Source organism: Vibrio ishigakensis (genome assembly GCF_024347675.1).
Lineage (GTDB): Bacteria > Pseudomonadota > Gammaproteobacteria > Enterobacterales > Vibrionaceae > Vibrio > Vibrio ishigakensis.
In genome coordinates this window covers 1,807,236-1,833,070 of sequence record NZ_AP024881.1, presented here as the reverse complement: position 1 = coordinate 1,833,070, position 25,835 = coordinate 1,807,236, and the positions used below count along the sequence as shown (strand labels likewise).

The window sequence follows — 25,835 nt, the reverse complement described above, 5'->3', positions numbered from 1 at the left end:
ACATGTCTCTCAGTAACAAAGCAGTTGCGCTTACGTTACTAGCTAGTGTGGCGGGTTTTGCATCCGCCGCACCGGCTCCTGTTTCCGATTTAGACTCTCCAACAACGCAGACTACCGCGTCCACCACCGCGACTACGAGCAGTTCGGCTAGTCGAAATGAAACCGACGTACAGCGTCTAGAACGCCTGCTTAGAAACAGCAACCGAGTTCAAGCCAACCTGCAACAGCAAGTAGACGACATGTCTATTGAGCTGAGCGAAATGCGTGGTGAGCTAGAGCGAAATCAACATGAAATGCGCCAACTTGTTGAGCGCCAGCGCGAACTATTTATCGAGCTAGATAAGGTACGCACCGAGGCTGCCAAAGCGACCGTCGCTCCAGTGCCAACGGACACCAAGTCGACCTCAGGTAAGTATTCCGCCAACCAGAGTGAGCAACAAGCGTATCAAAGCTCTGTTGATCTCATCCTCAAGAATAAAGATTACGATGCAGCTACCGTGTCCTTTGAGAAATTCCTCAAGGATTACCCAGAGTCTGTATATGCGTCGAATGCCCACTACTGGCTAGGTCAGCTCTACTTCAGTAAGAAGAAAGACGTTGAATCTGCCAAATCCTTTGCGTCCGTTGTGTCTTTTAAAGATTCTAACAAGCGTGCAGATGCCTTGGTTAAACTAGGTGACATCGCCGTTCGCAACAACAACGCTAAGGCCGCTAAGAAGTATTACCAACAAGCTATTGATGAGTATCCAAATACCTCATCGGCCCAATCGGCTCAGTCGAAAATCGGCAAGCTTTAAGCAATATTTCTTGATAGAAGAGCTCAGCAGAAATGCTGAGCTTTTTGCTTTTGGCAAGGGCATGCATAAAAGTGTACAATGCCCGGAGTTATTGACGTTAATCAGGCGTAGTCATGAGCCAGATCTTAGAGACAGCAGAAACCATTTATCCATTTCCACCTAAGCCAGTACCACTTTCTATCGAGCAGAAAGCAGAGTACAAGGCGAGCATCAAAACTCTTCTAAAGGAGCGAGATGCTGTTCTAATCGCACACTATTACACAGATCCAGAAATCCAAGCCCTTGCCGAAGAAACCGGCGGCTTTGTGGGTGATTCTCTGGAGATGGCTAAGTTCGGTAACCGCCATGAGGCGAAGACGCTTATCATCGCAGGCGTTCGCTTTATGGGTGAGTCGGCTAAGATCCTGACCCCTGAAAAAACCATCTTGATGCCAACCCTAGAAGCAGAGTGCTCTCTAGATCTAGGTTGCCCAGAAGACAAATTCACCGAGTTCTGTGATGCGCACCCTGACCATACAGTTGTGGTTTACGCAAACACCTCAGCTGCAGTTAAAGCGCGTGCTGACTGGGTGGTAACCTCAAGTATCGCTCTTGAGATCGTAGAGCATTTAGACTCAGAAGATAAGCCAATCATCTGGGGCCCAGACCGTCACCTAGGTTCATACATCGCAAACCAAACCGGCGCAGACATGCTCCTGTGGCAAGGCGAGTGCGTAGTACACGACGAGTTCTCTGCAAAAGCCCTTCGCGACATGAAAGGCGTTTACCCAGATGCTGCTATCCTGGTTCACCCAGAATCACCAGCAAGCGTAGTAGAGCTAGCCGATGCAGTAGGCTCAACCAGCCAGCTGATCAAGGCTGCCAAAGAGCTTCCTCAGCAGCGTCTGATCGTTGCAACTGATAAGGGCATCTTCTTCAAGATGCAGCAACTAGTGCCAGAAAAAGAGCTAATCGAAGCACCAACAGCAGGTGCAGGCGCAACCTGCCGTAGCTGCGCACACTGCCCGTGGATGGCAATGAATGGGCTAAAAGCTATCGAAGCAGCACTAAAAGAGGGTGGTGCAGAGCACGAAATATTCGTAGATGAAGAAGTTCGTGTGAAGTCACTAATCCCACTAAACCGCATGCTAGATTTCGCAGAGCAGCTAAACCTCAAGGTAAAAGGCAACGCCTAATACCTAGCTCCAGAATACAAAAAACCTCGGTAGTTCACCGAGGTTTTTTTATTTCTGATAGCTTGCGGCTGACAGCTAAAGTTTTACTGCTCTTCCACCAAAGCCGCAGCGCGCTGAGTCAACCCACACAGCATAGCCGGCATAGCATTAAAGATCTCCGCAAACTGATCCAACCCATTCATACCTTCCTCCGAAAGCGTCGCTAGCGAAGTCTCCGGATCGTAAAGCATGCTGATAGACAGAATCACACCACCAAGTAGCGCGTTGTCTTGGCTATGCTCAGGCATCAATGTCTGCCAGTCATCTTGAGCCAACTGCCAACCTTGCAAAAGGCCTTCACAGAACATCTTAGTCTCAACAGTCACAATCTCTTCAGAGTCCAAGTCACACTCAACAGGCCATTGCCAGTTACCTTCAAAGAGAGCAGGGCGGGTCGCATTCCAAGAGTTGATAATTGCTTCTAGGTATTGCTCTAGTTGCTCACCACTAGAAAAAGGAGCAGTCTCGTCGCCACCCCAAAGGTAAGCCACCCATTCCGCCGGGTCCAATACATGTGGAGCCGCCGCCATAGCGGTCACAAAGCCTAGGGTTTGATGATAAGGTAGTAGGCGGTTTTCAAGCTCAGGTTGAGCAATAATTTCTGCTAAATCCACAATAAAGTTCCGTTTATATATTTCTCGTCATTCTAACCGCTGACGAGCGCGAGATACAGACTAGGCAAACTAAACCGCCAACAAATGAGACATATCGACGCATTAGCTGACAAAAATTCGCCGTTTAACTTAATTATTGTGCAAACGAATCAAAAGCCTCAAAAAACTTGCACCTAGTCCTTGACCATAAGCACACAAATCATTAAATTAGCGCCTCGTTGATTGAGCAAATCAACCCACAATTCGATTACGGTGAGTTGTCCGAGTGGCTGAAGGAGCACGCCTGGAAAGTGTGTATACGGCAACGTATCGAGAGTTCGAATCTCTCACTCACCGCCACATTCAAGATCAAAGACGTCCATGGGCGTCTTTTTTCGTTTCTAATCAATAGTTTACCCTTCAGTAGCGTCTATCGGTGCCTATAGTGTCTCCTATTTGATGTATAGAAATTAGTATTGTTTAATGTATATCGCCGGCAGCAATATACAAAACTGAGCAATATTATTTAGGTTTGAATCATTTTTGTTGAAGCATTTTTTGCTTATTCGAAAGCGAGAACCACATAACATTCAATGTGTTACGCTAAGTTTTGTATATAGCTAGATCTATCTCTTTTTACTGTTCAACGCTATACAGTTTCGGAGGTCGAAAATGGCAAAAGGTAAACTATCTTCAGCGCAAGTTCGCGCATTAAAACCGCTTAAAAATAAGATTAGCCAACGTTTCAGTGATGGCGGTGGTCTCTATTTTCACGCTAAACAGCGTGGTCAACACGCATGGGAATTTCGGTACAGAAGACCCACTGGTGGTGATACCTATATTGTTCTCGGGACATACCCGTCTCTTTCGCTCTCCGATGCTCGTCAAAATGCACTTGAGTATCGGGGATTATTGAAAGATGGGGTAGACCCTCAAGTAGAACGTCAAAGGATAGAGTTGGAGAAGAAAGCGGCTCGATTAAACGTTTTGAAGTTGGTGTTTGAGTCTTGGCTTGAGAGCAAGGAAGGACAATTGAAGCCTAAAACTCTGCAGGACATTAGACGTAAGCTTGAGATTCATGTGATGCCAAAGTTGGGCAACATGCCTGTTGAATCAATAACAGCGCCGATTGCAATCGGTGTGTTTAGACCTCTAGCTGAAAAACGTAAATTTGAAACTATAAAGAGGTGTATCCAACTTCTTAAGGCAGTCATGAATCATGCAGTGAACCTCGGAATTATTCCGAGTCACAACTTACATGGGATAGGTGAGGTCTTTCAAAAGCCAAGAGTGCGGCATGTAGCCTCTTTGGAACCTAGTGAGCTTCCTGAGTTACTGAGACATGTCGCGCTTTCAACGATGAGACCTTCCACAAAGCTGATGTTTGAATGGCAGTTACATACAATGGTTCGATCTGCCGAAGCTGCTACGGCCAAATGGACAGATATTGATTTGGAAACTCGTATTTGGACTATCCCGGAAGCAAGGATGAAAAACAATCGAGTTCATAAAGTACCACTTACAGACCAAGCTATCGCTATTCTTGAGCAACAACGCATTTACAGCGAAGGATGTGAGTATGTATTTCCGGCTATAAGTAATCGCAAAACACATGCGCACACTGAGTCGATAAATAAAGCTTTCAACAGATTGGGACTTCAAAATCGAACCACCGCTCATGGTTTACGCTCTTTAGCGAGTACAACCCTCCATGAGCAAGGGTTTGATACTCATGTTATAGAGGCTGCGCTATCGCACTCGGACAAAAATAGAGTTCGAGAAGCTTATAACCGCTCTAATTTCTTTAACGAAAGAGTGCGATTGATGTCGTGGTGGAGTACCCATATATCTTCCAGTTCTGTCATTGATTTATCTAAGTAATTTCAGATATTTAATGATTTTTTTGTCTATAACGTCTACAGAAAACTATTGAAGCAATGAGGCTTCAAAACTGCGCGTAGCTGAGTATATCTTGGTCTCTCCTGATTTTTGAGAGGCTACTGATGGCGACCAATAAACTTAACAAGACAAAAATTGAGAAGTTAATTTCGGATTGCAAATTTTACGGTAAGTTAAAGCGGGTCAATGACGGGGATAAACTCTATATCTGTGTAGAGGCTAACGGAAAGGCACACTGGGAGTTTCGTTACAGGAGGCCTCTCGATGGGAAAGATACCTATATGCGTATTGATTCTTACCCGCTTCTTGGCATAGCAGATGCTAGAAAGCAGAGCTGGCCTCTTCATCAAGCTTTACACGATGGTATTGACCCATCATTGGTCAAAAGTGGAGTTATAGAGTCTATCGAGCACTTAGGTAATGTTCGGTTTCACGATTTTTCTGAACATTACTTCTCCAAAAAACCTAAGAAATGGGGGACAGTCACCATAAAAGACAAGGAAGGTATAGTTAAAAAGCATTTAGTACCTACTATTGGGAATACCCCGCTAAAATCGCTTCGTTTGAATATGATTTGGGGCGCTCTTGATACCATAGAGTCAGCCAATGTTAGAAATAAGGCTTTTTTGATTATAAAGGATGTTCTGGAGTTTGCTGTTGCAAAAGGTGGCTTGGAAGATACAGTCGAACTGGATAAATTGAAGGCGTACTTTAAAAAGCCAAAGTCTAAGCACTATCCAGCCATGAAACCTGAGGAAGTAGGCCAGTTGATAAGCGATTTCGTGCACTCGAATACATCAGTGCTCGTTTTCTTGTTGTTTCTTTGGCAATTGCATTTGTTGTTGCGTCCCGGTGAGGCAGCGAGCACAGAGCTTGCAAATATTAATCTTACTGAACGAATGTTTATCATCCAGAATCTAAAAAATGATACTGAGCATGCGGTACCTTTATCGGAAAGTGCAATTCGAATCTATGAGTTTGTGACTGCTAATTTCCCAGATGAAAAGTATCTTTTCCCAGGGAGATCCAAAGCCGGTTGTATTGGAGATGGAACTGTAGGCAATGCTATTCGAAATACTTTGAAACTCAAGGGTAAAATGACAGCGCACGGCACTCGTAGCATGGGCAGCACCAAGCTGCATGAAAGTTTGGTGCCGAGCGAAATTGTAGAAGCGTGTCTTTCTCATATTGATAGCAATAACGTGCGTGCTGCATATTATCGGGACAACTTCTACGGTCCACGTATTGAGGTAATGGAGGGGTGGAGTGAGTTTATTGACCTTCAGTTGAAGAAGGTGGTTTCTAACTGTTACCGTGATAGTCCTCTAATAGAGGTTGTCAAAGCAATCTTGATTCAAACTCATATCGAATATTGATTCTTATTCGCCACATCTGTCATCTCTTGTCTAGGACCCCAATGCATTTCGGCTCAGAAGTGTGCTGGCGGTTCTAGCATTAATTCGTAAACGTCCAGAGACGTGCTGATGCTTCCTTAGTTAACACGCCTTTGCCCCTTTATGATTCAGAATAATTTTAATCCGTTAAATAGTGTCACCAACCATTCGCGCATATCCGTTTCGCTCGGCCTGAAGAAGTGATGCTCATTTTCTTCCTGAAGTTCTCACTCTTTAACATGTTTAGCCCAGAGACACTCGCGAATAATCATGCAAACTTACTTAAGTTGTAAGGATGATGGAAGTGAACATGAAATCGATTTAAATTATTTCACTAAACAGTTTTTACGCGATTGGGAGGGTTGTTTTGAAGCTTTAAGTACCGTTGTATCTTGTTCTCAAATACTCGAATCTATTAGAAGTCCATTGCATTCAAGTGTGACACTTATCTCTTCCATATTCCCTCAATAACTTAATGGATAATTCTTGCATATTAATCGAGTAGTGTGACTCCAGGAATAGTCGCCCCTTCTTCCGCCAGCGCCTTTTTGAATGCTAGGTCACTATGTAAACTTTTTGCTCCAATTGTCTTCAAGATTTTTTTTAGGTTATCCACAATATCACTGGCATCTAAAGGGATAATCATATTTCTGTTTAGAGTATCGTCAGTGTATTTAAGTGCCAGACACGCATAGAAATTAAGATTGTCGGTCATAAACACTTCCAAGATGTATCCATAAAGGGTTAAAACAGAGTCGCAATCAATCATCCTGAAATCTAGGCTACTTTCAATGAACCTGAATGAGTTGGCAGAATAGTCAGTTACAAATTTCTCAGTTCTCTTAGCTAATTTATCGTTAAGTCGACCCTCATCTTCAAATATACAATTCCCTTGAATTATGAACTCTTCACTAACTGGAATCTTTTTTATTTTCGTGTTTTCAAAGGCAAAGTTTTCAATACTTTCAAATAGGAAATGCATCATGCCCAATCTTTGGAAAAATGCCTCTATCTGCAGTCCAGGAGCCTCATTGACCGTGATGTTAAAGTAATCAAGAATAGATTGAAGCGTAGGGTAATCAGGTGCTTTAGGACTACCGCCCAATAACTCTGATATTGAACTGATATCATGACTTGGATGGTATAAATCAAACCATTCTCGGAATTCTTCTAATGACAGCAGTTCTTTCAGTATCTCTGTCAACCGTTGATATTTGTTTGCTCCTTGCTCAAGATGTGCATCTTTCAAATTCAGCATTAAGGTCATATTTTTTTGGAATTCTTCTCTTTTCCAATAACCTAACTGTTGATTAGCTAGGTATAATTCGTGACCATCTCTAAACCCATCTGTAAATTCTTCCACACTAGAATAACGTTCTGACAACTTGTATACACCAGATTGAAGGAAGCTTGGTTTCCCATATTCATCGATTAGGCTTGTTAGTTTATCTAACGAAAGAAACTTTTTCCCAGATTTACATTTTGAAAAGTAGCCAGCATCAACATCAATAGCAGCGCATATATCCGTTTGGCGCTCACCTCTCTTGATTGCTACCTCACACGCATGGTTAACGATGGCACATGATTGAACTCTACTGTAATTTTGCATAATTGCTCTCTTAATCATTTTAAACAACTTCATTTTATACAAAGTAAAGTTACTTGTAATTGACCCAAAAAGGACAATAACAGGTCAATATCAAAGTCTTCTACTGACAATAATCAAGATACACACAACTCCGACAGTTTGCGACAGAACTTATAGAGCAAAGTTCTCACTGCCAAATAATGAGGTAAAGTTGGTCAGGAATAGACTATATTTTGCATCTCCTGGACGAAATCCTGCATAGAGTGAACCTGTCAACACGCCTCTAGGGTGAGAGTTTCTCGTCCAATTTCGCACACGAGCAACATCACCTGAAGTGCTGCTGCTGAGCCTGTTTGGGCGATGGAAAAATTTCTGGTAGGTAGATTTAGTCCGAAGTTTTAAACTCATTTATGTCCAAAAACGTGTTTGAGAAGTGTATCTAGGAGCACAAATCAAGAACGGATAAGAACGTGCCACATATTCCGAGCTCTCTAAATTTTGCTCACCTCAATTGAAGAGTTCCAGTAGGTCGCTTAACGTATTGGGGGCGAAACCTGAGTGGTTGATGAAGTCCTTTTTTAACTAACCACCCGTTTACCCTCTAAAGCTAATACATGAGATCACAACCTTTGATTCAGTAGCTATAATTTTGTCTGTTCCAGCTATTTTCATGGGATTTTAATGTTTGTTTTAAAAATGACACCTTTATTTCTTGTCTTCTTTATTACCGCCTGCACTTCCTTAAAACGAAACCCATCTCCTGTTGAACAGATCCAAAACGCACATATTGTTGGCTTTCCAAAGCACATTAGAGCTTTAGGCTTGGATAAGAGTGAAGCGCTACAACAAGACTTTTCCAAAGCTATGGTTGATGGTGGTGCGCAACAGGCTTGTGACACAGACGAAGATAAAATAGTTTTCTGTGTCCTAGTAATCTCAGGTGGTGGAGGATACGGTGCTTATGGTGCCGGGTTCTTGAAAGGATGGACATTAACAGGTAACAGACCAGAGTTTAAAATTGTTACCGGTGTTAGCACCGGAGGGCTGATCGCTCCTTTCGCATTTTTAGGCTCTGACTGGGATGATGAGTTGGAAAGTGCTTACACAACGATTGAAAACCAGTCTTACATCGTGGAGCAAAGAAATTTGCTTGGGCTGTTTTGGAGTGACTCTATCACTACTGTCTCTCCGCTAAAAAAACTGCTAGATACTCATATCACTGAGGCTTTGATTGATGCTATAGCGGTTGAATACCAGTCGGGTAGACGTCTATACATTGGTACAAGTAATCTTGATAGTCAGACATTTACAGTTTGGAATATGGGGGCAATTGCTTCTGAAGGAGGTGATAAAGCGCTAGAACTGTTTAAGCAAGTACTGTTGGCTTCCGCTTCAATTCCAATCCTCATGCCTCCAACTCTATTTGAAGTTGATATTGATGGTAAAAGTTATGATGAAATGCACGCTGATGGCGGCGTGAATACACAATTCTTTATTCCTTTGAGAGTTATCAACTTAAATGAGGCAATTGAAAACGCTCAAGATAATGGCTTCCAGTTTACCCCAAGACCTAGAATGTACATCATCCGCAATGCACGCTTTGTACCTCACCCAAAAGTGGTTGATCGCAATTTAGCATCAATTACTGAAGGAACTATTACTTCGATGGTACAAGCTATGGGTAGAGCCGATCTTTATCAGATCTTTTCTATCGCGAGAGCGAGAGGAAATGACTTTAGGTATACCGAGGTGCCGGAGGATTTTGAATGGCAATCAGAGGATGAATTTAACGGCCCTGAAATGCGAAGACTGTTTAGTATAGGGGTTGAACAGGGATTACATAAGGATCCTTGGAAGAGAACACCGCCTGGGCTCTATCATTTGAATAGTGGCGATTGATACTAATAGCAATAGCTTTGAGTAGGACCAAAGATGCTCAGGAGGTCATACATTGCTTGATGCTGTGCTCTCTCAACAGTCACCTTGGTTAACATTTTTCGGAGTCATTAAGATCAGATTCTGTCCATTTTCTATCAGACATAAAAACCATCTAAAGACGGGACGGTAAAATTACCTTCTTAAAGAGTAAACATTCTTTCTATTGGCAACCTCTGAGGTCTAGTTCATCTGCCAGTTCTTCAAAGTCTTTAAATACGACGTAACCGTTGTTGTGGTTATAGACTAGGTTCACTACATCCTTGATAGTCTTTGCAACAATTCCTTGGGCTCTGGTCATAACCTTAAATGTGCCTTGTTCGCCTCTATCTGTATCTGTGATCGTAAAGGTGTTTTTGTAGGTAGTGATATCTAGTTTCATATGGTTACACTCCGCAAGTGGTCAAATGTACGTATATCTCTTCCATGTTGGCAAAGGTTCTAGAGCCGTTGTTGTGGTTGTCTACCGCATCTTCAATCTTTAGCAGTGCTCTAGTGCTATTGAACTCAAATATTTCTACTTCGTTTGTGTCTTTATTGGTTACTGTTGCTAGTCGGGTACACGGTGCAATATTTAGATATAGTTTCATATTAAAAAGCCCTTATAGACGTTAGATAGATTTTGTTGGTGTTGTACTCTTCCCTGAGGTATTCCATAAGTTCAAATTGTGCCTTGTTGGGGTTGTCGCTCTCTGAAGTAAATACTCCGTTAATGTCTCCGTTGTGTCCTAGGCAATCATTAATATAAGTTGAGTAAAAGAGTTTCATATTTAGCAACTTTAAAAGAATTTTAGTGAGTACCCCATACTTGGGGCGGTGGTTCTTCCTTTAGAGTCGATATACAAAAACTTCTGCGTCTTGCTTTAATAATCATTCTTTGTACCTCTTTTTTTCTGATGTGTGCATAGTACTGCTTATCTGCACACCCCAAGCCCTGGTTTTGCCTTGTTCTTCACGGCTTGTAATATCGATCGATATATCAATTCGCATTCCTTGGCCTGTTTCTGGTTGGTTGAAGCAGATACTGCACTTACTATTATCTACACTAGCTGAGGAGGTCATAGATAGATCGCTTGATACTGCGCTCTCTCAACTAAACACTCTGGCTAACATAGTCCATGAAGAAGTTTTGCTCGCAAAAATCGTCAATAGATAGCTTACTCTCTTGAGCATCGTTTAACTTATCCGACTTTCGTTCGGTATCAACCAAGTATTGATTATTACTTTTAATCATGGAGAGATTGCGGTCCATATTTGTATTTAGGTTTTTCATCTGGAAACTCGAGAGTTGCAAATCAATATGAAAATTCTAAATAAACGATGAGTTGATTGATGTGTTCAAAAAAGTATCTAATGTGTGTTTAGGATATTGAACGATAAACACCTATCGGCAAATAGCTAAGCCTATGGTTTGTGGATTCTTATCACCATAACGGCTAGATTTTGCGAACGCATAAAAAACCTCCCAGAGGGAGGTTCTTATCGAGAGGCTAGCGCTTATTTCGCCTTCATCTTTTCAACAATTTCTTTGGCGGTAAAGATGTCACTGGCGATCATTCGGTAGTTGGTCAGTGCTGATAGCATGCCATCGAGGCCCGGTACTTTAGCCGCCGCCGTTGCATCAGCGACAACCGCTACTTCAAATCCGCGCTCAACCAGTTCACGAAGGTGAGATTCAACACAAAGGTTGGCAGACATACCAGCTAGGATAACCTTTTCGACGCGCAGTTTTTGCAGTTGTAGGATTAAGTCGTTGTTTTCTGGGCCATAAACCTTGTGAGCGCCACAGATTACAGTGTTTTCGTCATTGATTGCCGGCTTAAATTGTTCCATCCAATCTGCGCCGCTGCCTTCAAAGCCATCTACGTCTAGCGCGCTTTTGCGGTCAAACATGTTAATAGCGTGCATCAGTTTTTCTAGAGTACCTTCAAATTTCCATTTGTGATCAGTTGGGAAGTAGTAGTGCGGGCTGATAACAAGCGGGAAGCCTTCGGCTACAGCGGTGTTCATTAGGAGTTCCATATTGGCAACGGTGTTGTTCTCAACCACGCTCTCGCCAACCGCGCCCCAAGCCACACCTTCAGGGTGCAAGAAGTCTACTTGAGGGTCCGTAATAACTACGGCGGTGCGACCCGGTTCGATATCAAAGCCAGTCACGGGTAGGCCGTGTTCTTTAGTGTCTTGAAGCCATTTTTCCACGCGGTTCAGTTTTTGTTCAGTCATGGTTCTATTCCTTATAGAGTTTTATATGCGGTGACAGAGTTGCCAATATTGTTTTGCTTTAATCGTTAATTCGTTGGTTTGATTTAAGCTCGGGATAAATATTATGATTTTTGAGTGATATTGGATGTGTGTAACTTGGAGCTAAATGTGCACAGTATTAGGAGCAAAGTGCTGCACTTAGGGACTGATTCTTAGAGTTGAACATTTGATGCATCAGCCGCTGGAGTAACAGGAATGGGCAGAGCCAGGTAGCACGGCTTTTACGTAGGAGAGGAGATGCACTGTTTAGGCTTATTGGAAAGGCTCAATGAGTGAGCTTAGGTTCGCTTTGAGTTTTGCTGTGTTGGACGGCTTTAAGCTCGAGATTTGAGCCTCTGTCTCAGTCATCAAAAAAAAAACAAAAAGACCCCACCGAAGTGAGGTCTCTTAAGAAAGAGTTAGACTTATTTTGCTTTCATCTTTTCAACAATTTCTTTGGCAGTAAAGATGTCACTGGCGATCATTCGGTAGTTGGTCAGTGCTGATAGCATGCCATCGAGGCCCGGTACTTTAGCCGCCGCCGTTGCATCAGCGACAACCGCTACTTCAAATCCACGTTCAACCAGTTCACGAAGGTGAGATTCAACACAAAGGTTGGCAGACATACCAGCAAGGATAACCTTTTCGACGCGCAGTTTTTGCAGCTGTAGGATTAAGTCGTTGTTTTCTGGGCCATAAACCTTGTGAGCACCACAGATTACAGTGTTTTCGTCATTGATAGCTGGCTTAAATTGTTCCATCCAATCGGCACCGCTGCCTTCAAAGCCATCTACGTCTAGCGCGCTTTTGCGGTCAAACATGTTAATAGCGTGCATCAGTTTTTCTAGAGTACCTTCAAATTTCCATTTGTGATCAGTTGGGAAGTAGTAGTGCGGGCTGATAACAAGCGGGAAGCCTTCGGCTACAGCGGTGTTCATTAGGAGTTCCATATTGGCAACGGTGTTGTTCTCAACCACGCTCTCGCCAACCGCGCCCCAAGCCACACCTTCAGGGTGCAAGAAGTCTACTTGAGGGTCCGTAATAACTACGGCGGTGCGACCCGGTTCGATATCAAAGCCAGTCACGGGTAGGCCGTGTTCTTTAGTGTCTTGAAGCCATTTTTCCACGCGGTTCAGTTTTTGTTCAGTCATGGTTCTATTCCTTATAGAGTTTTATATGCGGTGACAGAGTTGCCAATATTGTTTTGCTTTAATCGTTAATTCGTTGGTTTGATTTAAGCTCGGGATAAATATTATGATTTTTGAGTGATATTGGATGTGTGTAACTTGGAGCTAAATGTGCACAGTATTAGGAACAAAGTGCTGCACTTAGGGACTGATTCTTAGAATCGGACATTTGACGCATCAACCGCTGGAGCGACAGGGAAGGGCAGAGCCAGGTAGCTCGGATATTACTTAAGAGAAGAGATGCGCTGTTTAGGTTTATTCGAAAGGCTCAATGAGTGAGCTTGGGTTTGCTTTGAGTTTTGCTGCATTGGACGGCTTTGAGGTAAGGGAGTTAGCTCATGTGAATATCATGGTAAGTAATTGGTCAGCTTTGATGAGGTAGCTTTAAGCTCAAGATTTGAGCCTCTGTCTCAGTCAACAAAAAACAAAAAGACCCCACAGAAGTGAGGTCTCTTAAGAAAGAGTTAGACTTATTTCGCTTTCATCTTTTCAACGATTTCTTTAGCGGTAAAGATGTCACTGGCGATCATTCGGTAGTTGGTCAGTGCTGATAGCATGCCGTCGAGGCCCGGTACTTTAGCCGCCGCCGTTGCATCAGCGACAACCGCTACTTCAAATCCACGTTCAACCAGTTCACGAAGGTGAGATTCAACACAAAGGTTGGCGGACATACCGGCAAGGATAACCTTTTCGACGCGCAGTTTTTGTAGCTGTAGGATTAAGTCATTGTTTTCTGGGCCATAGACCTTGTGAGCACCACAGATTACTGTATTTTCGTCATTGATTGCCGGCTTAAATTGTTCCATCCAATCGGCCCCACTGCCTTCAAAGCCTTCTACGTCTAGCGCGCTTTTGCGGTCGAACATGTTAATAGCGTGCATCAGTTTTTCTAGAGTACCTTCAAATTTCCATTTGTGGTCAGTTGGGAAGTAGTAATGTGGGCTGATAACTAGGGGGAAGCCTTCCGCTACAGCGGTGTTCATTAGGAGTTCCATATTGGCAACGGTGTTGTTCTCAACCACGCTCTCGCCAACCGCGCCCCAAGCCACACCTTCAGGGTGCAAGAAGTCTACTTGAGGGTCTGTAATAACTACGGCGGTGCGACCAGGTTCGATATCAAAGCCAGTCACGGGTAGACCGTGTTCTTTAGTGTCTTGAAGCCATTGTTCCACGCGGTTCAGTTTTTGTTCAGTCATGGTTCTATTCCTTATAGAGTTTTATATGCGGTGACAGAGTTGCCAATATTGTTTTGCTTTAATCGTTAATTCGTTGGTTTGATTTAAGCTCGGGATAAATATTATGATTTTTGAGTAATATTGGATGTGTTCAACTTAGAGCTAAATGTGCACAGCATTGAGTACAAAGTGCTGCATCTAGGGAGCATCTGTGTAGGATGAAGGAATGTATTGCTTTAGTGGCGAGAACGCGTGGCTATTTAAGGGCACACTAGTATAAAAAGGCATTTATCTAGTGAAAGTTATTGAATCCACGGTTCAACGCAGGTCTAGGTTTATTTTTGTATCCACTTCTTTTCTTTTTAGAAAGGCGAACAAACACCAAGGCCGATAAGCAAGTACGTTTCGATGGAAGCCGTGAGCAAGAATCTTGTGTGAGTGCCCAAGAGAACCAGACAAACCCTGCAAAAGTGTTACACCTCAATGTTGCAGGGTTGAAATCATGGCAAAGCAAGTTAAGAGGCTGCTACTGGAGGACTTGAGACTTCAGAGTATAGGAATCAAAAAGCCCCACAGGGAGTACCTGTGGGGCTTTTGTAGTGATTATTAATATAATTGGCGTATTAGACTAGAGTCACTAGCATAAATAGACCGATAGCTAGGAAAGCAATTGAAATAGCAACTTTCATTTTATCCTCTGGTACGTATTGCTGAACCTTAGGGCCAAGTTGACCACCAATGATAACGCCTGGGATGGTAAATATAATCACGTTAAGTACTTGTTCAAGTACATCTCCACCTTCTTTAGCAAACTCGTAAAAATGACCAATCGATGCTGTCAAAACTGTAATTACAACAACAAAAATTGAGGTTGCAATTGCCACTGGAGCAGGTACACGACAACGTGCAACTAAGTGATACTCTTGTAATTCAGCTAGACCTACGGAAATCATACCAACAAATGCGCCGCCAATACCTGCAAAGGTTTTACCCATATTTGGGTTACAAACTGTGTAGTGATAGGTGTGGCCTGCGGAATCAGTAAGTGTTGATTCGAAATCTTCAGAGAACTCCTCTTTTCGCGTTTCTTCATGTTTTTCACGCTCTTCTTTTCGCCAAGCGCTGAAAAGTTGTGTGCCAATGAACACTAAGCCAACAGCGAAGATTGCCTTAAGAATGACAGGTGGTACTAGGTCAGAGTACATGGTGCCTAGCAATGCGGATGGGACAGAGAAAACAAGCAGTTTCTTGGCCAACTTGAAGTCGATCAATTTTGCTTTTAGATAAGCAAACAGACCACTACTAAATCCAGCTAGTTCGGTTGCGAGTGCCGCACCAATAGCGATCTTGGGCTCTAAGCTTAGTGCGATCATAAATAGCGGGGAGAAAAATACAGCGCCTCCAATACCACTCGACATAGCTATAGTAGCGATAACTGTGGCTACCGGTAATAAATACCAAAGTTCCAAACTTATATTCATAACTTCCTCTCTATATTAACTAGATGCTCTCAATAATTTGTTTCTATAAACAAACAACAGATTAAAAATCACTCTATGTAATATGGAGTTGCGTCCAGAGGCTTTAGCCAAGTTTTACCAGAGTGGATGATTTTCTTTGGCTAAGAATAAGGGAAGTCGTCGTGTATGAATGTGCTTATACGGGTGGCTTATGTGTCTATACGAAAGATCTACGTGACACTATTGGCTAACTGGTAGCAGGTTATAGCGACTGAATTCATCAGTCGCTATAAGTTATTTAGCATTACTTGGGTTCGGTAATCGGTGGAGGATTAGGCTTGGACTGAGTGGATGAACAAAGAAGTCGTTTACGCCCACCGCTAAACCTTTCTGATAGTGTTGCTCTTCCAAAGGTTCAGTCAACATACAAAAATGAGTACCCGGGTTTTGTGTTTTGACTTGTTTGATAAAATCAATTGCATTCCCCAGTTCATCTTCAGAGGATGAAATGCATATGGTGTTTGCGTGGCCTACCTGTTGCAAAATGGAGTGCGCGTTTTGAAAATCGGTAGCGATACTCACTTTGTATCTCTGTTTTAACTCGTTAATTAAGACTCTTAATCGCTTGAAATCATCTGAAATGATTAATATTCGATCTATTGATGGAGGCTCTGGAGTAGTTTCAGGGGTTTGTTGAACGACAGTAGCAAGTTCGGAGTGTTGTAGGAGTTTGGAACATGTTTGCTGCAGCTGGTTACTAAAATCATCGAGCTGATACGCTGACGGCCAGCGCTTTAAGCGGCACAAACTTTCAAGTGAACCTGCTGATAGAGCAACCGAAGACAGTCCTAAGTTCGCAGCAGTTCCTTTGATCGTATGAAGTGACGTATACAGATCTGCGGTTGTAAGTTGTTTGTAGTCAATTGGTGAAGTGTGTTGTTTGGCAAATTTGACCAGCAGTTCTTTGTATAACTGGATATTTCCACCACAGCAAAGAATACCTTCATGGGTATCGACGTTGCTAATCGTCAGCGTTTGATGGTCGTTGGGTGTCGAAAGTGTCTGAACACCTTGTACATTTGGAAGCCACTTTACTAGCAGTTTTGAAATCATATCCGGATCTAACGGTTTAGTAATATAGTCATCCATTCCCGCCTTTAGAAACCTTTCCCTGTCGTTGCTCATCGCGAGAGCGGTCATAGCAATAACGGGTATCTTTGAGTTGTCATACCCTGTGCCATGTATAGGCGAGAGAGCTCTTATCTCCTTGATCGCTTCCAAGCCACCCTTGTATGGCATCTCTATGTCCATAAAAGCTAAATCAAAGTGTTTCTCAGCGAGCTTATTTACCGCTTCTATACCATTTCCTACGACGGTGACCACCAACCCTTGTTTGATCAATAGTTCAGTAACTATCTGTTGGTTAACTTCGTCGTCTTCAGCCACCAGTATTCGGTATGATTTGCTAAACATGGGTGCTGTTGGCAGATAATCGGTATCGAGACTTCTCTTTTCTAAAGTGTTTTGTAGGCGTCTTGAGCTACACGGAACTGAAAGGTGGTAGCTTGTGGCCATACTGCTAAGCCAATTTAGTGGAGTGTTTGTGGCATGGATTACAGGTATGACATCGACCTTTAGTTTGAGATCTTGCAACTGACGAAGTGTTTCTATAGAGGCATTGTCTGTAAATTCTAATAGCACCTTGTCTATTTTGAGCTGTTTGTTACTCGAAGCAATCTCCTGAAGATCAGATAGGTCCTGTCCTGCGTCAATTACCTGATGAGAAAGTGACTGTACCTGCCCTGTTAACTGGGTTATAAACGGCTTAGAGCCAATGATTGCAACAGTAAACAAGTCGTGAATATTAGTGTTATCTGTTTTGCTATCAACGTTGAACCCTAGATCAAACTGTAATCTGCTGCCTACTCGCGGTGTACTTTGGATGTCGAGTTCACTGCCCCATAAACTAAGTAGGTCGGTGCAAAACTCCAACCCGAGCCCTATTGGTAGGTGACCTTTCTGCTCTTTATTCAATGTGCAGGAGATTTTTTTTGCCGAAAACCCTATACCTGAATCTTGGATAATAAAGCTCAGATTAATCTGGTTGTGAACCAATGACAAGACTCCCACTTTAAGTGAAATCGTGCCTTCTTCCGTAAATCTGATGGCGTTGGACATTAGATTTAGAATCAGTTGTTGTAGCCTTACTGGGTCACCAATGATAGGAGGGGTAGTCGGGAGCTCTACCTTTAGTTCGACCGAGTTCTCATGCATTTTGGGCGTTACTATGTCTATGACATTGTCAATAATGTCATCTAACCAAAAGGTTTCGTGTACTAAAGTGAGTTCGTTGCGCTCTAGCTTGTTGATATCAACAATATCATTCACCACGTTAAGCAAGTATCCGGCCGAGCGGTATATTTTAGAGAGGTAATCTTGGATAAGTGGGGAACTATCATGTTGCATTGCCAGAAACCCCAGACCTAATATGCTGTTAATTGGCGTTCTAACTTCTTTACTTACGCGCGTAACAAAATTGCTTTTGGCACTGTTTGCGGACTCTATTCTGGTATTTGCCTCTCTCAACAATTCAAGCGTATTTTTGAGCTCTTTTTCGGCTTGTTCCCTGCTTTTAACTTCTTCAATAAGCCGAGTGTTGCTCTCTTCCACTTTTTTCTGTTCGACCGTTTGGCTAGCAGCGATGAATCGGTAGTCGAGTTCTGGCAGATGCTTGTTCTCAGACCAAGCCTTGGCATCGGAAAGGGCTTCTCCGGATAAAAGGTACGCATCATCGTTTGTTTTGTGCCACAGTTTGAAAGCCTCAGAGTAAGGCCTTTTCTTCTCTAGTAGATCATCAATCCAATCCGAGTTAAATACTTCTCGATAAATTCTGGTTCGGACACGCAAGGTGTTTTCATGGTGGGATATGATTCCTGTGAGATATAGGTGGCGCCAGCTATCATCGCCATTGGAATCGATCTGGTAGCTGCCAGTTTTTAGTAGCTGTGAGTAGAGATCTAAGTTTAGAGTGCTATAGGCCTCATCATGTAATAGGCGGTCCATGATGGTTTTTAAATGCTCTGGGTTGTCCTTATTTTCCCAGCTGTCGATGATGTGCTCATATATTGAGGTGTCAACAAAGTCCTCAAGTGAACTACCTGTATCGCTAAAGGTTTCTATATTTTGCTTTTCTAACTGGTTGTTAATGAGTTGGCATACTTTCTGCGTTAAAAAGGGTTGGCCACCAGTCCAATAAATAATTCGGCTGAGAACAGCTAGAGCACTTTTCTCTTCGATTTTCAGCCCTGAAGCTAGTGGTGTTGCCTCAGGTAAGGTGAAGCCTTCTAACTTTATCGCGGTTCCGATATTAAAAGGCGAACGACTGGGTTCTGAAACTAAATCTGATGGGAGCGCAACGCCAAAGAATGCGAAATTAACCACATTTTGCGCCAACTGGTCGGCACGTTGATTGAAACTTGCCCTGATGACCGAAAAAAAATCATCGGCAGGGAAGGGCAGACTGAGAACGGAATCAATTTCATCAATAAATATCACCATCTCAAGGTCGGCGAGGCTTCTCGGCAACTTATCTTGGATAAAGTGGCTGAATTTTTGAGCAGCGGGTATATCTCCTTGTTCGTTCCACCATTCAAACATTGCCTGACCTTTGGGCAATGAAAATCCGCGCCAAAGCTCTGAAATGATCCCTGCATACCATTGTTCTTGAGTAGGCTGGATACTGCCGATTCGACTCATGTCCAAAAAGCAACATCTAAACCCAAGTTCCATTAAGGCGGATTTAACGCTCACCAGTAGCGATGATTTGCCAACCTGGCGAGAGTTAAAGACGTAGCACAACTCTTGGCGTTTTAGGGCTTCGAATAGCTCAACATCGGCAGCTCGTTTAATGTATATGGAGCTTTTTTCTGAAATGCTCCCACCCACTTGAAAACGATTTTTCGCTTGCTCCATATTCATCTCTGCCTAAATGTTACTCAAAAGATATTTGTAAATCATTTGATTCACTATCTGTGGCTCGCCTTCAATTATGTTGATCACACCGAGTCTTTCGAGTTGATACATTTCTACTCGGGTTAAGGGTTCTTGAGCACTTTCAAGCTTTCTAAGGGCAGACATGGCTGATTGATTATTATTCAAGTCGACAAGAATGAGTTGTAAGAAGTGGCTAAAAACTCCCCCTGGTTTGCTTGCATTGCTCAGAAGTTGTTTCAGTGACTGAGTAGGACTCTCAATAATCTCTGAAGAACTCGCCATGCTGTATAGCGCCAATTGACACAGATAAGGGTGCCCTCCTAGGCTGGATAGAAGCATGGTGATTGGGCTTGTCGCTTTACCATCATTTTTCCATCGGTAACCGTAAATGTTTGCAAGAGATTCAAGTTGGTCGCCATCGAAGCCTTTGAGTTCGATAGGAAGCCCCACATTGAAAGGGGATAGATTGATATCTAGGTTTACATACACTTCGGTAGAGTAAATTAATAGCTGCCTCAGTTTTTTCATTGCTGGTGCGTGTTTGGACTCCTCAAACCATGAGCGTAATAGAGGCAAGAAGTTTTTACTGACGTCTTCATACTCATAGACTAGGTTCAGTTCTTTGATAACGAGTAGCAATGGTCGGTCAAGGTCATCCAAGATATCGTGAAGCAGATTGCTGGTACTCAGCTTGCTACCTATAAGAGCGTTCCAATGATCATCTAGGTCTATGCTCAGTCTTAGCTGAGAAATAACCTGTGTCATTGTCCAGTAGAGCAGTTGGTCCAAATCAGAAAGTGTTTTGCTAGAAGCGTGTGTAAAGTCGATATTGACTATGCGATAGCCTTCCGACTCAACATGGTCTAATAGCCTCAGTGCGAGAGAGCTTTTACCCATTTTTCGGGGGCCTTTGATTCTGATCACCGCACCATCGCGAAGTACTTCATTGTAAACGGCTTTTTCTTGTTCTGTTCGTTCAATATAAAATGGGGATGTAAACGATATTATGCCACCCGGATACTCTAGTTCATGGGCAAGGGCTTCACTGTTGGCGGCAAGCGCTTTTTCTAGCAAAGGGCGGAAATTTCTCTTAGTAACAGAGCACTCCAATACTTCGCTAAGCGTTTTCCAAAGCCATGCGCCACCTTTCCGCACATAGTCGTGATCGTACCCTGTTTCTTCTGAAATTATGTTGTAGCCTTTCCCTTCCCAAGAGAGTCTGAATACTTCAACTCTGACCATATTGAGGCTTTCTGCGGGCAGAAGAGTGCTCAAAAGATCTTTGGCTTCTTGGTGATTCATCATAGCTGTGTGTCCTTTTAGCTATCTCCCCTTAGTAGAATCAAGGGGCAAATATACTTGTCTATTTATTGCTTAGTAGATTCTCTATGTTGGTGAGTAGATCCTCTCCAACCAATGGTTTTTGTAGGCAGTACGAGGCGCCTACAGTAGATGATTTCTTTACTGAGTCTTCATCCACAGTAGAACTGATTAAAATGACCGGTAATGATTGCGACTCTGGAGTTGACTTGATTCGTTCACAGGTTTCAAACCCACTCATACCAGGCATATTTATATCTAACAGAACCAAATCTGTGTTCTGTTTTTTAATAATTTGTAGCGCACTCTCGCCAGAGGTGGCGGCTAGAACACGGTATTGGTTCTTTAGGTAGCTGGTGATTAATCGGATGTTTGCTGGGGCATCATCGACAACTAAGATTGTGTGACCCTGTTTGCTCATTCTTTCTCGTCCTTAGTTTTGAGAACTTGATAACTTCAGATTTGGTTTACATATAAAATGAGGCTACATACTTTAGATAATCATCAGGCCTTTAAGCTTCTTGAAATAATCTAGTGCCTCTTTGAAGTCAAAGTCATAAATGTATCCCTCAAGTGTGGTTAGCTCGAGATTGTAATCTTGAAGATTGGGATCATTAACTAGCTGTACGATCACATCTTGTGCCTCGATATCACTCTCTATCAACAGCTTTTCTAGATGCATCAGAGTGGTTCGTGCACTAGAAACCGCCTCGCTATCAGAGGTTGAACTGGTGTGCGTAGCTTCAGTGTTTTCTGTTGGCGTCATGGCATTAATTTGAGTAACTGCTTTTTCAAGGTATAGCTTGAGTCCTTCTAGTATCGTAGATATCTCGGTTTTATCTGCTTTATCTGCTCTTTCAAGGCTACTCGCTAATTCACTAATCATAGTGGCTCCAATATTGGCTGATACGCCTTTTAATTCGTGTGCGAGGTGACCCAATTTTTCAGGGTCACCTTGCTCAGTAGCATCATTGAAACGCTTGATGAAGGAGGCTTGCGATTTCGCAAAGTCGTTTAGTAGATTCCAATATAGGCGTTGATTTCCCTGACAACGAGCGAGCCCTTCTTTAGTGTTTACGTTTTCCAGGGTGGAGAAATCAATCTCTATACTAGGTTCTGATACTTGATTCTTCGAAGGGCTGTTGGATAAAGGGGCTTCAATCCACTTTGCAAGCGTTTCAAAGACCGCTTCGACATCAATAGGTTTAGATATGTGATCATTCATCCCTGCGGAGATTTCTTTTTCTCTATCTCCAGCCATTGCATTTGCGGTCATCGCAATGATTGGAATCTCACTGGCTTGCGGTAATTGACGGATTTTTTGCGTTGCTTCATAACCATCCATGATAGGCATTTGACAGTCCATTAATATGGCGTCAAATGTCTTTTCATTTGCTAACTGTGTCGCTTCCAACCCATTGTTTGCGATAGTGACCCGCATGCCATTGGAACGCAGAAGCTCTTGAGTGATTTCTTGATTTATCAAGTTGTCTTCCACAACTAATATATGAGCAGAGCCGATTCGAGAGACAAACTGTTCAATGCTCTTGTCGCTAACATGAGATGTGATTGGCTCTTGGTGTTTTGAATTGACGGCTTTAAGAATCACGCTCATCAATGAAGAGGGTAGATAGGGCTTTGATAGCGAGAAAATATTTCTACTCTGCGCTTCAATCGAATCTCTATCTATGTTTTGTGGTGTTAATACGATAAGAGAGATCTTGTTATGGCTGTTTGAGATAACACTCAAGGCCTCATTTAAACTGTCACTGAACAATGAGTAATCAATGAATATCAGATAGTGGCTTGATTGAGATTCATTATTAAGTGATAGGCTTTGCTGTATTTGGTGTAGATCACCAAAGTTTACCTTCTGAACGCCCAGTTCACAGAGGCGACGGTCTAAATGGGTGAGAACAGTCGCTTCAGACTTGATGATAATAGCTTCAACGGGTTTATCTGCGATTTCATGTTTCAACGAGTATGCAGGAGCTGTCTGGTCACTCTTAGTTAAGGGAAGAGTGAATTGAAAATCGCTACCTACTGACTCTTCACTATCAACCCAAATGGTTCCGTCCATCAGCTCAACTAAATTCTTGCAAATCACCAATCCTAGCCCAGTACCTCCGAAGTCCCGTGTAGATGAGCTATCAAGTTGACTAAAGGGTAAAAACAGCTGCTGAGCTTGGTCTTTTGGTATACCTATGCCGGTATCTGAAACGGTAAAATGTAGTTCACACTGGTTGTCTGTCATCGTCTTGGCAGAGACGGAAACTGAGATGGAGCCGCTGGGCGTAAACTTAACAGCATTGTTGACTAGATTTATCAGTACTTGGCTGATTCTTAAAGAATCTCCAATCAGAGGACTCGGGATAGTTGTAGGGAGGTTGAACGCCAGTTCTAGCCCTTTTTCTTCGGCTTGGAAGCTTATCAAGTTGCTGATATTTTCGAACAGATCATCGATATAGAATTCCTTATGTTGAATGGTGAGCTTTCCATTTTCTATTTTCGAAAAATCTAAAATGTCATTGATAATAGCGAGCATGGACTTCGCCGAGCTATGCACTTTTTTAACGTAGTTGTACTGTCGCTGATTCAGGTCACTTTCCAATGCTAGATGCGATAGGCCAATGATGGCATTCATCGGAGTACGGATTTCGTGACTCATATTTGCTAAGAACTGACTTTTAGCGATGTTGGCAAGTTCTGCCTCTTCTTTTGCAATCGCAAGCGCTTGCTCTTGAGCTTTACGTTCACTGATATCTAGTAAGGTGCAATGTACTCGAACCGCTCTGCCTGATTCATCGTATTCTGCTTGGCCCTTTTCATAGACCCAGACTGTTTTGCCAGCCTTGTGAACAATTCTGTATTCGAGCTCAAAGCTCTGTTTTGACTCAACCGACAGCACTATGTGGTCTTTTACTCGTTGAAAGTCATCTGGGTGTATGTATTCCATCAAGGTTCGAGTTTGTTTTCCCACAAACATTGATGGGCTGAGGCCAGTGAGATGTTCGACATCATCACTGATGAATTCAACCGTCCAATCTTTGTCTATCAAATGTGTGCACGTCGTTCCGGGGATGGTATGAACAAGCGTCTCTAAATGGCTTTCCTTGGCTGCGAGTTCTCCTAAGAGTGCCAGTTGCTCTTTATCCCTTCTCATGGTTTGGCGGATAAAAAATGCAAGACTGAACGCAATAATCAAGATAGTGAGTGGAGGTAGAGCAATGGCAAATGAAAAAGAAGGATATAAATCCGTGTTTGCAGCTGAAGCGGTTAAAAGCCAATCGCGATTGGCAAATTTCAACGTGATATTTTTGGTTAGTTGTTCACTTGGTTGCGTCTTGGTCGCGATGCGTGATGTGTGTGAATAGAGAGGCGCAACTAGACTGTTATCTATAACATCGGAAAAGGTAAGATTAAGTCCCGTGGGTTCTAGATATTTATCTAAAATACCATCGATCATTGGTCCCACCTCAATAACCAGAACAACGAAGCCCTGTAATGCATCATTACGATCCGCTGAGCTAGCTAAACCTTGGTCGAGCTTAAAAACGGGTAGGGCAGCCAGCACACCAAATGAGTTTTCAGGCGTCTGTATTAAATCGATGCGTTTTGTCGCAATCACCTCATTGAGTTGCACTGAAGATTGCAGAATACGTTCAATCTCTTGATTGTAATTTAGGTCAATACCGAGTGCGGCAGCGTTCGGAGTGAAAGGCTCTAAATAAGTGACCGGATAGTAAAACTGTCTAGGCTCGGCTTTAGTAAGTGTCCGGTTTTCTTCTATTTGTTTTATTTCATATGGTCGCTTTAAGCTAGCGCTAATTTTGGCCTCAAAGTCATTGCGCTCTTCGTTATCAACCTTGGGAATCCATTGCAGAGAACGAATTCCAGGCAAGCGCTTAAGATCGTGTTGCACTATTTGTTGAAATTCATAGGGCTCCACATGTTGCGAGGCTTGGAACAGAGACCTCAGATCATAGAGAACTTCTGAATAGGCACCCATGGCAAAACCCATCGATTTGCCAAGATCCTCTGATGCCTTGTTAAACTGAGATGTCACCTTAGCTTGAAAATTATTGTGCAGTAGTTGCAACACAGCACCTGAAAGAAGAAAGCCAAGCACTATGGTGATGACAGGAGCAGACTTGCGATTCAGTGACGGCTCGACTCTTGGGACCGTGTAATATGTGCTTCGCACGGCCCAAGCCACGACTATGGTTAACAAAATACCAAACACCAACAAGCTTTCTGTAGCTAACCCTTGACTAATGTAGTGGGGTTTTAAGTTGCTTAGATTGTATTGATTGAGTGCTTCCCATATGGTGATTGTGATAGTAATGCCCCAGATTCCTATGGGCCAATGTAACCATGATGGAAGGCTGTTGTTTGAGTCTTTCTCTTGTTCTTTACCAATGGCGTAAGACAGGAAAATCACACCAACAACGGTAAAAGCTGTTGCAGTATGTACTGCCATGTAAGTGACGGAGCCCCATCCGTAAGCGGTGTTGATGTCCGTTAGATAGCCGCCCAGAGCTACAAAACCGAGAGCGAAAATAAAAGAAGCAAGGCTACCTATAACCGCATTGGAGTTACTAACCTTACTAGCACCACAAACTAGGGCTAAACCCGTCGCGATAAATCCTAAAGCTGTATTTGGAGCCATTCGGCCCGGATGAGATGTGTAAAGGTCACTCGATGCTGCAATGAAAAACTGATCAAATCCTGCATTAAATCCAAAAATATACTGGGATAGCGTGATGCTACAGGTCGCTACAGTCACTAAGCCAAATAGAGCTGTGAGCTTTAGACGTTCACTTAAAAGAGACAACAAACCAAAGCCAGACAATACAAAGTATAACGCTGTGTTGAACTGCATTGACACAAAGTTTGGGTTCATTTTGGTTAGAGTGTCATTACTGGTGAACCAGCCAAATATGACTATGAAGCCCATCATAATGACAGCGAGGGTTGGTATCACAAACAGCAGATGACGGTTGTTATTGAGGCTCATATTTCTCTCTTTTCAAAGCAAG

Annotated in this window: 18 protein-coding genes and 1 tRNA gene; 6 read left to right on the top strand and 13 right to left on the bottom strand. The window is 42.9% G+C overall.

What is annotated here, in order from left to right; genetic code table 11:
- The first annotated feature begins 2 nt into the window (after positions 1-2).
- Positions 3-797, top strand: a complete 795-nt coding sequence (ybgF, locus tag Pcarn_RS08255; protein ID WP_261833390.1) for a tol-pal system protein YbgF — start codon at positions 3-5, stop codon at positions 795-797.
- A gap of 113 nt (positions 798-910) precedes the next feature.
- On the top strand, positions 911-1,972 hold the full coding sequence (gene nadA / locus Pcarn_RS08250; RefSeq protein ID WP_261833389.1) for a quinolinate synthase NadA: 1,062 nt from the start codon (positions 911-913) through the stop codon (positions 1,970-1,972).
- Between the two features lie 83 nt (positions 1,973-2,055).
- Here the strand turns inward: nadA and Pcarn_RS08245 are convergent, their stop codons facing one another.
- Positions 2,056-2,625 carry a UPF0149 family protein gene (locus Pcarn_RS08245; RefSeq protein WP_261833388.1) on the bottom strand — a complete coding sequence of 190 codons (570 nt, stop codon included), beginning with the start codon at positions 2,623-2,625 and terminating at the stop codon, positions 2,056-2,058.
- 251 nt (positions 2,626-2,876) lie between these two features.
- On the opposite strand from Pcarn_RS08245, the gene Pcarn_RS08240 reads away from it, so the two are divergent.
- The 3 genes from Pcarn_RS08240 to Pcarn_RS08230 all read left to right on the top strand — a co-directional run bounded on the left by Pcarn_RS08240 (position 2,877) and on the right by Pcarn_RS08230 (position 5,879).
- A tRNA-Ser gene (locus Pcarn_RS08240) sits at positions 2,877-2,964 on the top strand.
- A 312-nt stretch (positions 2,965-3,276) separates the two neighbouring features.
- On the top strand, positions 3,277-4,485 hold the full coding sequence (locus tag Pcarn_RS08235) for a tyrosine-type recombinase/integrase (protein ID WP_261833387.1): 1,209 nt from the start codon (positions 3,277-3,279) through the stop codon (positions 4,483-4,485).
- Between the two features lie 122 nt (positions 4,486-4,607).
- The gene (locus Pcarn_RS08230) at positions 4,608-5,879 is read left to right on the top strand and encodes a tyrosine-type recombinase/integrase (protein ID WP_261833386.1); all 1,272 of its coding nucleotides are present in this window, start codon (positions 4,608-4,610) and stop codon (positions 5,877-5,879) included.
- Positions 5,880-6,390: 511 nt separating this feature from the next.
- Here Pcarn_RS08230 and Pcarn_RS08225 read toward each other — a convergent pair.
- Positions 6,391-7,506: a hypothetical protein gene (locus tag Pcarn_RS08225; RefSeq protein WP_261833385.1), complete on the bottom strand. Its 1,116-nt coding sequence runs from the start codon at positions 7,504-7,506 to the stop codon at positions 6,391-6,393.
- Between the two features lie 660 nt (positions 7,507-8,166).
- Here Pcarn_RS08225 and Pcarn_RS08220 point away from each other — a divergent pair.
- The gene (locus tag Pcarn_RS08220; RefSeq protein WP_261833384.1) at positions 8,167-9,384 is read left to right on the top strand and encodes a patatin-like phospholipase family protein; all 1,218 of its coding nucleotides are present in this window, start codon (positions 8,167-8,169) and stop codon (positions 9,382-9,384) included.
- Between the two features lie 199 nt (positions 9,385-9,583).
- Here the strand turns inward: Pcarn_RS08220 and Pcarn_RS08215 are convergent, their stop codons facing one another.
- The 11 genes from Pcarn_RS08215 to Pcarn_RS08165 form a co-directional block, all read right to left on the bottom strand.
- The gene (locus Pcarn_RS08215) at positions 9,584-9,802 is read right to left on the bottom strand and encodes a hypothetical protein (protein ID WP_261833383.1); all 219 of its coding nucleotides are present in this window, start codon (positions 9,800-9,802) and stop codon (positions 9,584-9,586) included.
- Positions 9,803-9,806: 4 nt separating this feature from the next.
- Positions 9,807-10,010 carry a hypothetical protein gene (locus Pcarn_RS08210; protein ID WP_261833382.1) on the bottom strand — a complete coding sequence of 68 codons (204 nt, stop codon included), beginning with the start codon at positions 10,008-10,010 and terminating at the stop codon, positions 9,807-9,809.
- 503 nt (positions 10,011-10,513) lie between these two features.
- Positions 10,514-10,654, bottom strand: a complete 141-nt coding sequence (locus Pcarn_RS08205) for a hypothetical protein (RefSeq protein WP_261833381.1) — start codon at positions 10,652-10,654, stop codon at positions 10,514-10,516.
- A 263-nt stretch (positions 10,655-10,917) separates the two neighbouring features.
- The gene (locus tag Pcarn_RS08200) at positions 10,918-11,643 is read right to left on the bottom strand and encodes a cysteine hydrolase (RefSeq protein WP_261833380.1); all 726 of its coding nucleotides are present in this window, start codon (positions 11,641-11,643) and stop codon (positions 10,918-10,920) included.
- Positions 11,644-12,086: 443 nt separating this feature from the next.
- Entirely contained in the window at positions 12,087-12,812 is a 726-nt protein-coding gene (locus Pcarn_RS08195; RefSeq protein ID WP_261833380.1) for a cysteine hydrolase, read from the bottom strand.
- 506 nt (positions 12,813-13,318) lie between these two features.
- Positions 13,319-14,044 (bottom strand): cysteine hydrolase, encoded by a 726-nt coding sequence (locus Pcarn_RS08190; RefSeq protein WP_261833379.1) that lies wholly within the window; start codon positions 14,042-14,044, stop codon positions 13,319-13,321.
- A gap of 602 nt (positions 14,045-14,646) precedes the next feature.
- Positions 14,647-15,504, bottom strand: coding sequence for a sulfite exporter TauE/SafE family protein (locus Pcarn_RS08185; RefSeq protein WP_261833378.1), 858 nt, complete (start codon positions 15,502-15,504; stop codon positions 14,647-14,649).
- Positions 15,505-15,777: 273 nt separating this feature from the next.
- Positions 15,778-19,455, bottom strand: a complete 3,678-nt coding sequence (locus tag Pcarn_RS08180; RefSeq protein WP_261833377.1) for a response regulator — start codon at positions 19,453-19,455, stop codon at positions 15,778-15,780.
- A gap of 12 nt (positions 19,456-19,467) precedes the next feature.
- On the bottom strand, positions 19,468-20,781 hold the full coding sequence (locus tag Pcarn_RS08175) for an AAA-like domain-containing protein (protein WP_261833376.1): 1,314 nt from the start codon (positions 20,779-20,781) through the stop codon (positions 19,468-19,470).
- A gap of 58 nt (positions 20,782-20,839) precedes the next feature.
- Positions 20,840-21,217 carry a response regulator gene (locus Pcarn_RS08170; protein WP_261833375.1) on the bottom strand — a complete coding sequence of 126 codons (378 nt, stop codon included), beginning with the start codon at positions 21,215-21,217 and terminating at the stop codon, positions 20,840-20,842.
- 72 nt (positions 21,218-21,289) lie between these two features.
- On the bottom strand, positions 21,290-25,813 hold the full coding sequence (locus tag Pcarn_RS08165; RefSeq protein ID WP_261833374.1) for a CHASE domain-containing protein: 4,524 nt from the start codon (positions 25,811-25,813) through the stop codon (positions 21,290-21,292).
- Positions 25,814-25,835 lie beyond the last annotated feature (22 nt).